This is a genomic window from Comamonas flocculans (assembly GCF_007954405.1).
GTDB classification, from domain to species: Bacteria; Pseudomonadota; Gammaproteobacteria; order Burkholderiales; family Burkholderiaceae_C; genus Comamonas_C; species Comamonas_C flocculans.
Genome location: NZ_CP042344.1, coordinates 2505607 through 2518137, shown reverse-complemented (window position 1 = coordinate 2518137; position 12531 = coordinate 2505607). Strand labels below are relative to the sequence as shown.

The window sequence follows — 12531 nt, the reverse complement described above, 5'->3', positions numbered from 1 at the left end:
CGAGCACCCGAAAACAATAGCTGTCAGCGCATGCCCAGAAAGCGCTGGAGCCCTTTTTTTCTAAAATTCTGCCTTATACGTCGAAGCGCACGCCCTGCGCCAGCGGCAGCGCGCCGCTGAAGTTGATCGTGTTGGTGGCACGGCGCATGTAACCCTTCCAGGCGTCCGAGCCCGATTCGCGCCCGCCGCCGGTCTCTTTCTCGCCGCCGAACGCGCCGCCGATCTCCGCGCCCGAGGTGCCGATGTTCACGTTGGCAATGCCGCAGTCGCTGCCGGCCGCCGACAGGAAGCGCTCGGCTTCGGCCAGGTCCTGCGTGAAGATGGCCGAGGACAGACCCTGGGGCACGTCGTTCTGCAGCGCGACCGCTTCGTCCAGATCGCCCCCGTAGCGCAGCACGTAGAGGATGGGGGCGAAGGTTTCCTCGCGCACCACGGCCGTCTGCGCCGGCATCTGCACCAGCGCCGGGCGCACGTACCAGGCGTCCTCGCCCAGCGCCTGGCATACGCGCTCACCGCCCACCATGCTGAGGGCGCCCTCGGCGCGCGCCTGCGCGAGCGCCGCCTGCATGGCATCGAAGGCACCGCGGTCTATCAAGGGCCCCACCAGGGTCGATGGCTGCAGCGGGTCGCCCACCGCGATGCTCTGGTACACGCGCTCGAGACGCGCCAGCAGCGCGTCGTGCACCGAAGCATGCACGATCAGCCGGCGCAGCGTGGTGCAGCGCTGGCCCGCCGTGCCCACGGCCGCGAACACGATGGCGCGCACCGCCAGCTCCAGGTCGGCCGAGGCCGTCACCACCATGGCGTTGTTGCCGCCCAGCTCCAGAATGCTGCGGCCAAAACGTTCGGCGACCTTCACCGCCACCTGCCGTCCCATGCGCGTGGAACCCGTGGCACTGAGCACCGCCACCTGCGGGCTGGCAGCCAGCGCTTCTCCCGCCTCACGTGCACCCGGCACCACCTGGCTCAGCCCTTCGGGCACGCAGCCGGGCCGCTCGGCATTGAGCTGCGCGGCCGCCTGCTGCAGCAGATGCTGGCAGACCAGCGCCGTGAGCGGGGTCTTCTCCGACGGCTTCCAGACAATGGCGTTGCCGCAGACCAGGGCAAGCGCCGCATTCCAGGACCAGACCGCCACCGGGAAATTGAAGGCCGAGATGATGCCGACCACGCCGGCCGGGTGCCAGGTTTCCATCATGCGGTGGCCGGGGCGCTCGCTGGCGATCGTCAGGCCATGGAGCTGGCGCGACAGCCCGACGGCGAAGTCGCAGATGTCGATCATCTCCTGCACCTCGCCCTGCCCTTCGCCGAGGATCTTGCCGGCCTCCAGCGAGACCAGCTCGCCCAGCTGCGCCTTGTGCTCGCGCAACAGGGCGGCCAGACGCCGCACCAGCTCGCCGCGCACGGGCGCGGGCACCGCGCGCCAGCGCTTGCCCGCGCGCACGGCAGCATCGATCGCGGCCTGCACCTGCGCCGGTGTCTGCGCGCTCAGCCTGGCCAGCAGCGCGCCGTCGCGCGGAGCGCGCACTGCAAGGTCGGCCGCACCGCCCGCCGCGGGGACCGTCCAGCCGAGCAGCCGCGCCAGTCGCGCGAGCCGCACCTGCGAATTTTCAGTAACCATTGCCCTGCTCCAGCGCCAGGTTCTCGAAGCGCGTCTGGTCCTTCTGGAAGAACAGCTTGACGGTGCCCGTCGGGCCATTGCGCTGCTTGCCGATGATGATCTCCGAGACGTTGGGCTCCTTGCTCTCCTTGTTGTAGTAGTCGTCGCGGTAGATGAACATGATGATGTCGGCGTCCTGCTCGATCGCGCCCGATTCGCGCAGGTCGCTCATCAAGGGGCGCTTGTCGTTGCGCTGCTCCACCGAGCGGTTGAGCTGCGACAGCGCGATCACGGGGCACTGCAGTTCCTTGGCCAGCATCTTCAGGCCGCGCGAGATCTCGCCGAGCTCGGTCGCGCGGTTCTCGCCCTGGCCGCCGCCCGAACCGCTCATGAGCTGCAGGTAGTCCACCACGATCAGCCCGAGCTTGCCGCACTGGCGCGCCAGGCGTCGGGCACTGGCGCGCAGCTCCGAGGGCGTCAGGCCCGGCGTCTCGTCGATATGCAGCGAGACCGAACGCAGCCGCTCTATCGCCTCGGTCAGGCGCGGCCATTCCTGGTCGGTGAGCTTGCCGGTGCGCAAGTGCCCCTGGTCGATGCGGCCTATCGAGCCGACGATGCGCACCGCCAGCTGGGCCGCGCCCATTTCCATCGAGAAGATCGCCACCGGCAGCTGCTCGTTGAGCGCCACGTGCTCGGCGATGTTCACCGCCAGCGAGGTCTTGCCCATGGACGGGCGCGCGGCCAGCACCACCAGGTCGCCCGCCTGCAGACCGCTGGTCATGCGGTCCAGGTCGGTGAAGCCGGTGGGCACGCCGGTCACGTCCATGGGGTTGTCGGCCATCTCCTGCACGCGGTCGAGCAGGCTCACGACCAGCGACTCCATGGGCTGGAAGCCCTGCTTCATGCGCGAGCCCTCTTCGCCGATGGCGAAGATCTTCTGCTCGGCCTCGTCCAGGATGCGGTCCACCGGCCTGCCTTGCGGGTTGAAGGCGTTGGTGGCGATCTCGTCGCTGGCCGAGACGAGCTTTCTCAAAATGGCGCGCTCGCGCACGATCTCGGCGTAGCGGCGGATGTTGCTGGCGCTGGGCACGTACTGCGCCAGGCTGTTCAGGTAGGCCAGGCCGCCGGTTTCCTCGGCCTTGCCCACGCTCTGCAGGCGCTCGTGCACCGTGATCACGTCCGCCGGCTTGTTCGCGCCGATCAGCGCGCCGATGGCGGCATATACCTGCTGGTGTTCGCTGCGGTAGAAATCGCCCTCGCCGAGCAGGTCGCTCACCCTGTCCCAGGCCAGGTTGTCAAGCAGCAGGCCACCGAGCACGCTGGACTCGGCTTCGATCGAATGCGGAGGCACACGCAGCTGCGTCACCTCGCGGTCGGGGAAATGGGCTGGAACATAGGTCTCCAGCGGTGCGGAAATCACGGCAGACATCAATCGGGCAATCCAGAAAATCGCGGGCAAGCGGGCATCCTAACCAGCCGCCGACCGCACGTCATCGCACAAGCTGTGGACAAGTGGTGTACAAGCGCTGGTCAAGGTGTGCACACGAGCGGCGATGGCGCCGCACTTTGCCCGGCGCCGCTCAGGCGCTAGCATCGCAGTTGTCCGCCCCAGACCGCCAACGCCATGCCCTACGAGCGCCGCCACTACGTCCGTGTACGGTTCGACAGCCCCGGCCAGCTGCGCTGGGCCGGGCAGGCGGTCGCGGTGCGCGTGCTCGACCTGTCGCTCAAGGGAGCATTGCTGCAGACGGCGCTGGACAGAACGGCGCTGCAGCCCGGTCTGCGCTGCGAACTGACCGTCCCGCTCGCCCCGCAGGAGTACATCCGCATGGCCGTAGAGGTGACGCACCTGCAGGAGGAACATATCGGCGTGGCCTGCCTGAGCGTGGACATCGACAGCGTGACCCACCTGCGCCGGCTGATCGAGCTGCAACTGGGCGACCCTGCGCTGCTGGAGCGCGATCTGGCCGAGCTCAGCGGCCTGCACTGAGGGCGCTGGCGCCGCAGCCGCACGCGCATAGAAAAGCCGCCCCGGCAGGGGCGGCTTCGGCTTGGCTTTGCAGAGCAGCTTCAGGCGGTTTCGCCGTACACCGCCACCGCCAGCTCCACCGACACGTCGGTGTGCAGCACCACGGTCACGCTGCTTTCACCGACCACCTTGATCGGGCCGTCGGGCATGCGGATCTGCGCCTTGTGCACCTTCACGCCCTGACGGTGCAGTTCGTCGGCGATGTCGTAGCTCGTGACCGAACCGAACAAGCGGCCATCGACGCCCGCCTTCTGCGTGAGCTTGAGGGTCAGCTGCGCGAGCTGCGCCGCCTCGGCCTGGGCCTGGGCAAGCTTGTCGGCCGCGGCCTTCTCCAGTTCGGCGCGGCGCGCTTCGAATTCGGCCTTGGCGGCCGCGGTCGCGCGGTGGGCGCGGCCCGTGGGGATCAGGTAGTTGCGGGCATAGCCGTCCTTGACCTTGACGATGTCGCCCAGCGCACCGAGGTTGACCACCTTGTCGAGCAATATCACTTGCATGGCTGTGGCTCCTCAGATCTTGTGCTGGTCGGTGAACGGCAGCAGTGCCAGGAAGCGCGCGCGCTTGATGGCGGTATTGAGCTGACGCTGGTAGATGGCGCGCGTGCCGGTCAGGCGCGCGGGAATGATCTTGCCGTTTTCGGCGATGAAGTCGCGCAGCGTGTCGATGTCCTTGTAGTCGATCTCCTCGACACCGGCCACGGTGAAGCGGCAGAAACGCTTGCGCTTGAACAGCAGCGACTGGCTGTTGCGCTTGCCGCCCTTGCCGCCCTTGTTGAATTTCCTGAACATGCTCGGAACCTTTTTGAAAAACTAATGGGGTTGAAACGCCTGGATGTGAAACACCACGCCCTTGCCGTTGCGCGCCTGGGCCAGGAATCCCTGGAAATCCCAGAGGCTCTCCAGCGCCTGCCTGGCAAGCCGCTCGGCCAGCGTGCCGAAGGCCACGGCCCGGAGCGTCACGGCCACCTGCCGCTGCCCGTCGGCTTCGTCCTGGGTGGACGCATGGGCCAGACTCACGTCCAGCGCAGGCAGGCCGGCCGGCGTATGGCGCAGCGGCTGCAGTTGCGCCACGCTCGCCGTCAGCTGCAGGCGATTGAGGGTGGTGTCACCTCCCGTTGGGGGCACGGCCGTGCGCTCAGCGCTCTGCCGCTTCGGCCTGGCTGGCCTTGCGGGCTTCTTCGCGCTCCACGGTCTTCATCATCAGCGACGGCGTGGTTTCGGCCTTGGTCTTCTGCACCGTGAGGTGGCGCAGCACCGCGTCGTTGAACTTGAAGGCGTGCTCCAGTTCGGCCATCACGGCCTGGTCGGCCTCGATGTTCAGGCACAGGTAGTGCGCCTTGGCCAGCTTGCTGATCATGTAGGCCAGTTGGCGGCGGCCCCAGTCTTCCACGCGGTGCACCTGACCACCGCCTGCGGTGATCATGCCCTTGTAGCGCTCGAGCATCGCCGGCACCTGCTCGCTCTGGTCCGGATGGATGAGCAAGACGATTTCATAGTGACGCATGCAACCTCCTTGTGGTTGAAAGCCACCCGCTGCGTCGTCATGTGCGGTGTGGCAAGGAAACCCGCGATTATAGAAGCGAAAGCCGTCTGGGTACACTCACGCCTTCGCGCGCCCGGGGGGGTGGCGTTCGCGGCGCCGGCGCCTTGAAAGCCGGCGCGCCGTCCCCAGATGCATGGCGCCTGCTCTCGAACACGTTCCCACACGAACCACACAGCGTTTTTCAGACATGTCCGACCACCCAACCACTCCCCCCTCGCGCGATGCCGATCTGGACGACACACAGTCCGCCATGGCCGCCGACACGCACGATGAAATCGCCCGCCTGCAAAACGAGCTGGCCGAACTCAAGGCCAGGAGCGCCGAGCTCGCGGACCAGTTCCTGCGCGCCAAGGCCGAAGCGGAAAACGTCCGCCGCCGCGCCGAGGAAGACGTTGCCAAGGCGCGCAAATTCGGCATCGAGAGCTTCGCCGAGAACCTGCTGCCGGTATGCGACAGCCTGGACGCGGCCCTGGCCATAGAAAACGCCAGCGCCGGGCAGCTGCGCGAGGGCAGCGAGGCCACCTTGCGCCAGCTGGTGTCCGCGCTGGAGCGCAACAAGGTGGTGGTGGTCAATCCGGCGGCGGGCGAAAAGTTCGACCCGCACCAGCACCAGGCCATCAGCGTCGTGCCTTCCGAGCAAGAAGCCAACACCGTCGTGAGCGTGCTGCAAAAGGGCTACCTGATCTTCGATCGCGTGCTGCGCCCGGCGCTCGTGACCGTGGCCGGCAGCCCCTAGGGCGGGCGCCGCCGGCACTTGAATTCAGCCGCGTGAACCGCACGTAGCACAGCATCAGTCTTGACACATTACGGAGAAGAACATGGGAAAGATCATCGGCATCGACCTGGGCACGACCAATAGCTGCGTGGCCATCATGGAAGGCAATGCCACGCGCGTGATCGAGAACAGCGAGGGCGCGCGCACCACGCCCTCCATCGTCGCCTACCAGGACGACGGCGAGATCCTCGTTGGCGCCAGCGCCAAGCGCCAGGCCGTGACCAACCCCAAGAACACGATCTACGCCGTCAAGCGCCTGATCGGGCGCAAGTACGACGACAAGGAAGTGCAGAAGGACCTGGGCCTGGCACCCTTTGCCATCATCAAGGCCGACAACGGCGACGCCTGGGTGCAGGTGCGCGACCAGAAGCTCGCGCCGCCGCAGATCAGCGCCGAGACCCTGCGCAAGATGAAGAAGACCGCCGAGGACTACCTGGGCGAGCCGGTGACCGAGGCCGTCATCACGGTCCCCGCCTACTTCAACGACAGCCAGCGCCAGGCGACCAAGGACGCCGGGCGCATCGCCGGCCTGGAAGTCAAGCGCATCATCAACGAACCCACGGCCGCGGCGCTCGCCTTCGGCCTGGACAAGCAGGGCAAGGGCGACCGCAAGATCGTCGTCTACGACCTGGGCGGCGGCACGTTTGACGTGTCGGTGATCGAGATCGCCGACGTCGACGGCGAGAAGCAGTTCGAGGTACTGGCCACCAACGGCGACACCTTCCTGGGTGGTGAGGATTTCGACCAGCGCATCATCGACTACATCATCGGCGAGTTCAAGAAGGACCAGGGCGTGGACCTCAAGGCCGACGTGCTCGCGCTGCAGCGTCTGAAAGAAGCGGCAGAGAAGGCCAAGATCGAGCTGTCCAACTCCGCGCAGACCGACATCAACCTGCCCTACATTACGGCCGATGCCTCGGGCCCCAAGCACCTGAACATCAAGCTCACGCGCGCCAAGCTCGAAAGCCTGGTCGAGGACCTGATCGAGCGCACCATAGGCCCGTGCCGCACCGCCATCAAGGATGCGGGCATCAGCGTGAGCGACATCAACGACGTGATCCTGGTCGGCGGCATGACGCGCATGCCCAAGGTGCAGGAGCAGGTCAAGGAGTTCTTCGGCAAGGAGCCGCGCAAGGACGTGAACCCCGACGAAGCCGTGGCCGTGGGCGCGGCCGTGCAGGGCCAGGTGCTCTCGGGCGACCGCAAGGACGTGCTGCTGCTGGACGTGACGCCGCTGTCGCTGGGCATCGAGACCCTGGGTGGCGTCATGACCAAGATGATCACCAAGAACACCACCATTCCGACCAAGTTCGCCCAGACCTTCTCCACCGCCGAGGACAACCAGCCCGCGGTGACGATCAAGGTCTACCAGGGCGAGCGCGAGATCGCCACGGCCAACAAGCTGCTGGGCGAGTTCAATCTGGAAGGCATTCCGCCCGCATCGCGCGGCACGCCCCAGATCGAGGTGAGTTTCGACATCGACGCCAACGGCATCCTGCACGTGGGTGCCAAGGACAAGGGCACGGGCAAGGAAAACAAGATCACCATCAAGGCGTCTTCGGGCCTGTCCGAGGAAGAGATCCAGAAGATGGTCAAGGACGCCGAGCTCAACGCCGCCGACGACAAGAAGAAGCTCGAACTCGTGCAGGCGCGCAACCAGGGCGAAGCGGCGGTGCACAGCACGCAGAAGGCGCTCGCCGAGCACGGCGACAAGCTTGAGGCGGGCGAGAAGGAAAAGGTCGAAGCCGCGGTCAAGGAGCTGGAAGAAGCCCTCAAGGGCGAGGACAAGGCGGCGATCGAGGACAAGACCAATGCCCTGATGACCGCAAGCCAGAAGCTGGGCGAGAAGATGTATGCCGACGCTGCCGCCCAGGCCGGCGCCGCGGCGGGAGCCGCGCCCGGTGGCGAGCCGCCGGCCCAGCCGTCCGCGGCCGCGGACGACGACAACGTCGTGGACGCGGAAGTCAAGGAAGTCAAGAAGGGCTGAATCCAGCCCAGGCAGCCTCAGGGCGGCAGGCTGCGTGCCTGGCCGCCCTTTGCGCTGGTGCAAGTGAGCAGGTGAGGAGGGGCGCCGCGTTGCAATCGCCGCGCCATCCCCTGCGGTGAACCAGGAACAGCGATCAGCCCATGGCCAGCAAACGCGACTATTACGAAGTCCTGGGCGTTCCCAAGAACGCCAGCGAAGACGAGATCAAGAAGGCTTATCGCAAACTTGCGATGAAGTACCACCCCGACCGCAACCAGGGTGACGCCGCCAGGACGGCGGAAGAGAAATTCAAGGAGGCCAAGGAGGCCTACGAGATGCTCTCCGACGGCCAAAGGCGCGCAGCCTACGACCAGTACGGGCATGCGGGCGTGGACCCGAACATGCGCGGGGGCATGGGCGGCGCGGAAGGCTTCGGCGGTTTTGCCGAGGCCTTTGGCGACATCTTCGGCGACATGTTCGGCGGGCAGCGCGCGGGCCGGGGCGGGCGGCAGGTGTACCGCGGCAGCGACCTGTCCTACGCCATGGAGGTCACGCTGGAAGAGGCGGCGAGCGGCAAGGACGCGCAGATTCGCATTCCGAGCTGGGACAACTGCGACACCTGCCACGGCAGCGGCGCCAAGCCCGGCACCAGCCCCAAGACCTGCAACACCTGCCAGGGCAGCGGCGTGGTGCAGATGCGCCAGGGGTTTTTCAGCGTGCAGCAGACCTGTCCGCACTGCCGCGGCGCGGGCAAGGTGATCACCGACCCCTGCACCACCTGCCACGGCCAGGGCAAGATCAAGCAGCAGAAGACGCTGGAAGTGAAGATCCCCGCCGGCATCGACGACGGCATGCGCATCCGCTCCACCGGCAATGGCGAGCCCGGCACCAACGGCGGACCACCCGGCGACCTCTATATCGAGATCCGCATCAAGAAACACGACATCTTCGAGCGCGACGGCGACGACCTGCACTGCCAGGTGCCGGTGAGTTTCATCACCGCGGCGCTAGGCGGCGAGATCGAGGTGCCCACCCTGGGCGGGAAGGCGGCCATCGACATCCCCGAGGGCACGCAGGCCGGCAAGCAGTTTCGCCTGCGCGGCAAGGGCATCAAGGGCATACGCGCAAGCTACCCGGGTGACCTGTACTGCCACATCGTGGTCGAGACGCCGGTCAAGCTCACCGAGTACCAGAGGAAGCTCCTGCGCGAGCTGGAAGAGTCGCTGAAGAAAGGCGGCGCCAAGCACTCGCCCTCGACCGAGAGCTGGACCGAGCGCCTGAAGCGCAGCTTCTTCAGCTGACGGCACAGGCACGAGACGCCCCCGCTGGCCGATCAGATGGCTCAGCGGCGCTTCGCGAAGGCCTGCGCGCCGGGCGCCACATGGTGCCTGGCGCGATAGAACGCAAGCACGCGCCTGACGTACTCGCGCGTTTCTGCGAAGGGCGGCACGCCGCCGCTGCGTTTGACCGCGCCCTCGCCCGCGTTGTACGCCGCGGACACCAGGGCCACGTCGCCTTCGAATCGCTGCAGCAGCCAGCGCAGATGCGCCAGGCCGCCGCGCGCGTTTTGCTCCGCGTTCCAGACGTCGCGCACGCCATAGCGCTCGGCGGTCTCCGGAATCAACTGCATCAGGCCCTGGGCGTTGCGCGGCGAGAGCGCGAGCGGATCGAAATTCGATTCCGCCCGAACAATGGCCAGCGCCAGGCGTGGATCCACCTCAAAGCGCGGTGCCAGGCGCTCGATCAGGCGCGCCTGGCGGCGCTGCCATGGTGCCAGGCCCGCCACGTAACGCTCGACCTCCTCGGCCGACACCACGGTGCTTTGCACGGCGGGCGCGGGTGGCTCACCGGGGCGCAGGCAGTCCGGCAGCTGATCGCCCGGCGCCTGGCCGGCCAGCAACACCCGGGCCTTTTCATGCCCGAGCCGGGCAGCCAGGGCCAGCAGCGTGGTCGCCGCCACGTGGTCGCTCTGCGCGCCACCCAGCAGCAGCAGGCGGCCCAGGCGATATTGCCCCTCCAGGCTGCCCTCGCGGGCCGCCGCGCAGTAGCGTTGTTCTGCCAGAGTCCGCGCGCCGCGGTACTCGGCGGCGTAGCCTTCGTCCAGCCAGCGCATGATTGCGGGCGGCTCGTCGTTCCAGCCCAGCGCATCCCCGCCGCTTTGGGCGTTCGCAGCCACGGATCCGGCAAGCAGGAAAAAAATCAGGCCGACGCGTGCCGGCATGGCGAGATGCACTTGCATACGGAGCCACACTGTAATCCCGCCCCGTTCCGGGCGCGGCGCACCCGCAAGCGCGCGGCCAAGCCGGCCGCTCGCCAGAGTTCAGAGCATGTGGTCCAGAAAGGCCTGGGCACGCTCGTGCCCCGGATCGGCAAAGAACTCGCGGGCCGCGCGCTGCACCACCAGCTCGCCCTCGTCCATGAAGGCCACGGTGTGCGCCACCTCGCGCGCAAAACCCATCTCGTGGGTCACCACCAGCATGGTCATGCGTTCATCGGCCAGCTCGCGCATGGTGCGCAGCACCTCGCCGGTCAGCTCCGGGTCCAGCGCACTGGTGGGCTCGTCAAACAGCATGATCTCGGGCTCCATGGCCAGCGCGCGGGCGATGGCCACGCGCTGCTTCTGCCCGCCCGACAGGCGTGCCGGGTAGCTGTCGCGCTTGGCCGACAGGCCCACCTTGGCCAGCAGGCGTTCGGCCCGCTGCAGCGCCTCGGCGCGCGCCAGGCCCGCCACCACCATGGGTGCCTCGATCAGGTTTTCCAGCACGGTGAGGTGCGGGAACAGGTTGAAATGCTGGAACACCATGCCGCTCTTGCGGCACAGGCGGCGTGCCTCGGCCTCGGGCGCATAGCGGCACTGGCCCTGCGCGTCGGTGCCGACAAGCAGTTCACCGGCGATGCGGATCTCGCCCGCATCGATGGTTTCGAGCTGGTTCAGGCAGCGCAGGAAGGTGCTCTTGCCCGAGCCCGAAGGGCCAATCAGCGCCACCACCTCGCCGTGCGCCACCGACAGCGACACCCCGCGCAGCACCTCGTTGCTGCCGAAGCGCTTCTTCAATTGCGCCGCCGCAATCATGGGGACATCAGGCGTCATAGCGGGCATGGTGGCGCTCCAGCCGTTGGAAACCCCAGGTCAGCACCAGCGTCATGATGAGATAGAAGGCAGCGGCCACGATGAAGGGCGAGGTGGTGAAGTCGCGCTGCACGATACCGCGCGCCGCACGCAGCAGGTCGTTGAGCGCCAGCACGTAGATCAGCGAGGTGTCCTTGACCAGCGTGATGGTCTCGTTCGAGAGCGGCGGCAGGATGTTGCGCACCATCTGCGGCAACACGATGCGCCGCATCGTCTGGCGGTAGTTCATGCCCAGCACGCGCGCCGCCTCGTACTGCCCGCGGTCCACCGACAGGATGCCGGCGCGGAAGATCTCGGCAAAGTAGGCGGCGTAGTTCAGCGTGAAGGCCACCACGGCCGAGGGAAAGTCCGGCAGCCTCACGCCCACCACCGGCACGAAGGGCAGCGCAAAATAGATGAACAGCATCTGCAGCATCAGCGGCGTGCCGCGCATCAGCCAGATGTAGCCGTTGACCGCGGCGGACAGCGCGCGCAGGTGCGACACGCGCGCCAGCGCCAGCAGCAGCCCCAGCGGCAGCGCCAACGCCACCGTGATGAAGAACAGCTTGAGCGTGACGAGCGCGCCCTGCGCGAGCGGCCCCAGCAGCGACAGAAAATAGTCCATGCGCGCCCGATGACGGCCCGCCGCGCGCCAGCGATGCGCCTTTCGCGCCAGCCGGCCGCGGTCAGCCCTCGCTTACTTGACTATGTTCTTGCCGAACCACTGCTCGGAGATCTTCGCCGCCGCGCCGTCCTGCTTCATATCGCCCAGCACCTTGTCCAGCTTCGCGAGCAGCTCGCCGTCGTCCTTGCGCAGGCCCACGCCGTAGTCCTCGGTACCGAAGTGTTCGTCCAGCACGCTGTACTGGTCAGGCTTCTTGGCCACGTAGTAGCGGCCCACCACCTCGTCAACCACCACGGCCTGCAGGCGGCCGGCGGACAGGTCCATCAGCGCCGTCACGTTGTCGCCGAAGGTCTTGAACTCCTTGAAGGACTTGAATACCGCCTCGTCCTTCTTGGCCGCGTCCACGGCGCTCGAGCCCTCTTGCGCGCCGACGACCTTGTCGGCCAGGTCGGCCTTGGTCTTGATGCCCGAATCGGCCGCCACCACGATGATCTGGTGGTTTTCCATGTAGGGCGCGGTGAAGGCGATGTTCTGCTTGCGCTCTTCGGTAATCGTCAGGCCGTTCCAGAGCACGTCCACGCGCTTGCCCGAGAGCTCGGCCTCCTTGGCGCTCCAGTCTATGGGCTTGAAGCTCACCTCCAGGCCCAGGCGCTGGGCCGCTTCCCTGGCCATGTCGATGTCAAAGCCGACGAGCTCGTTCTTGTCGTCGCGAAAACCCATGGGCGGGAAGTTGTCGTCCAGCCCGACCACGATCTTGGTCACGGCTGCGGGCGCGGCTGCGGCGGGCGCGGGCTCGGCGGCCGGGGCGGACTCGGCCACCTCCTGCTTGGAGCAACCGGCAAGAACCACGCCCAGGCTCAGCAGGGCGACAGCGGCAAATTTCTTCATGGT

The 12531-nt window shown here is 67.1% G+C and carries 14 protein-coding genes; 4 read left to right on the top strand and 10 right to left on the bottom strand.

The window, feature by feature from the left end; genetic code table 11:
• Nucleotides 1–73: 73 nt before the first annotated feature.
• Together amaB and dnaB are read right to left on the bottom strand one after the other, a co-directional pair.
• Complete coding sequence (amaB, locus tag FOZ74_RS12035; RefSeq protein WP_146913290.1) at nucleotides 74–1618, bottom strand: L-piperidine-6-carboxylate dehydrogenase; 1545 nt, start codon at nucleotides 1616–1618, stop codon at nucleotides 74–76.
• Nucleotides 1608–3026 (bottom strand): replicative DNA helicase, encoded by a 1419-nt coding sequence (gene dnaB / locus FOZ74_RS12030; protein WP_146913289.1) that lies wholly within the window; start codon nucleotides 3024–3026, stop codon nucleotides 1608–1610. The genes amaB and dnaB overlap by 11 nt, the downstream gene beginning before the upstream one ends.
• Nucleotides 3027–3221: 195 nt before the next feature.
• On the opposite strand from dnaB, the gene FOZ74_RS12025 reads away from it, so the two are divergent.
• Nucleotides 3222–3587, top strand: coding sequence for a PilZ domain-containing protein (locus tag FOZ74_RS12025; RefSeq protein WP_146913288.1), 366 nt, complete (start codon nucleotides 3222–3224; stop codon nucleotides 3585–3587).
• Between the two features lie 80 nt (nucleotides 3588–3667).
• Here the strand turns inward: FOZ74_RS12025 and rplI are convergent, their stop codons facing one another.
• From rplI to rpsF, 4 genes are read right to left on the bottom strand one after another with little or no spacing between them, the layout of a single operon-like run.
• Nucleotides 3668–4120: a 50S ribosomal protein L9 gene (gene rplI, locus FOZ74_RS12020; RefSeq protein ID WP_146913287.1), complete on the bottom strand. Its 453-nt coding sequence runs from the start codon at nucleotides 4118–4120 to the stop codon at nucleotides 3668–3670.
• A gap of 12 nt (nucleotides 4121–4132) precedes the next feature.
• Nucleotides 4133–4411 carry a 30S ribosomal protein S18 gene (gene rpsR, locus FOZ74_RS12015; protein ID WP_146913286.1) on the bottom strand — a complete coding sequence of 93 codons (279 nt, stop codon included), beginning with the start codon at nucleotides 4409–4411 and terminating at the stop codon, nucleotides 4133–4135.
• A gap of 21 nt (nucleotides 4412–4432) precedes the next feature.
• Nucleotides 4433–4747, bottom strand: a complete 315-nt coding sequence (gene priB / locus FOZ74_RS12010; RefSeq protein ID WP_146913285.1) for a primosomal replication protein N — start codon at nucleotides 4745–4747, stop codon at nucleotides 4433–4435.
• Between the two features lie 10 nt (nucleotides 4748–4757).
• Nucleotides 4758–5126, bottom strand: coding sequence for a 30S ribosomal protein S6 (gene rpsF / locus FOZ74_RS12005; RefSeq protein ID WP_146913284.1), 369 nt, complete (start codon nucleotides 5124–5126; stop codon nucleotides 4758–4760).
• A gap of 226 nt (nucleotides 5127–5352) precedes the next feature.
• On the opposite strand from rpsF, the gene grpE reads away from it, so the two are divergent.
• The 3 genes from grpE to dnaJ all read left to right on the top strand — a co-directional run bounded on the left by grpE (nucleotide 5353) and on the right by dnaJ (nucleotide 9207).
• Nucleotides 5353–5901, top strand: coding sequence for a nucleotide exchange factor GrpE (grpE, locus tag FOZ74_RS12000; protein WP_146913283.1), 549 nt, complete (start codon nucleotides 5353–5355; stop codon nucleotides 5899–5901).
• An 82-nt stretch (nucleotides 5902–5983) separates the two neighbouring features.
• Nucleotides 5984–7927, top strand: coding sequence for a molecular chaperone DnaK (dnaK, locus tag FOZ74_RS11995; protein ID WP_146913282.1), 1944 nt, complete (start codon nucleotides 5984–5986; stop codon nucleotides 7925–7927).
• A gap of 140 nt (nucleotides 7928–8067) precedes the next feature.
• Entirely contained in the window at nucleotides 8068–9207 is a 1140-nt protein-coding gene (gene dnaJ / locus FOZ74_RS11990) for a molecular chaperone DnaJ (protein ID WP_146913281.1), read from the top strand.
• A gap of 41 nt (nucleotides 9208–9248) precedes the next feature.
• Here the strand turns inward: dnaJ and FOZ74_RS11985 are convergent, their stop codons facing one another.
• The 4 genes from FOZ74_RS11985 to FOZ74_RS11970 form a co-directional block, all read right to left on the bottom strand.
• Nucleotides 9249–10127, bottom strand: a complete 879-nt coding sequence (locus FOZ74_RS11985; RefSeq protein WP_255437597.1) for a lytic transglycosylase domain-containing protein — start codon at nucleotides 10125–10127, stop codon at nucleotides 9249–9251.
• 99 nt (nucleotides 10128–10226) lie between these two features.
• On the bottom strand, nucleotides 10227–11006 hold the full coding sequence (locus tag FOZ74_RS11980) for an amino acid ABC transporter ATP-binding protein (protein WP_146913279.1): 780 nt from the start codon (nucleotides 11004–11006) through the stop codon (nucleotides 10227–10229).
• Nucleotides 10987–11640, bottom strand: a complete 654-nt coding sequence (locus FOZ74_RS11975) for an amino acid ABC transporter permease (protein WP_146913278.1) — start codon at nucleotides 11638–11640, stop codon at nucleotides 10987–10989. Before FOZ74_RS11975 ends, FOZ74_RS11980 begins: the two co-directional genes overlap by 20 nt.
• A gap of 72 nt (nucleotides 11641–11712) precedes the next feature.
• Nucleotides 11713–12528: an amino acid ABC transporter substrate-binding protein gene (locus FOZ74_RS11970; RefSeq protein ID WP_146913277.1), complete on the bottom strand. Its 816-nt coding sequence runs from the start codon at nucleotides 12526–12528 to the stop codon at nucleotides 11713–11715.
• Nucleotides 12529–12531 lie beyond the last annotated feature (3 nt).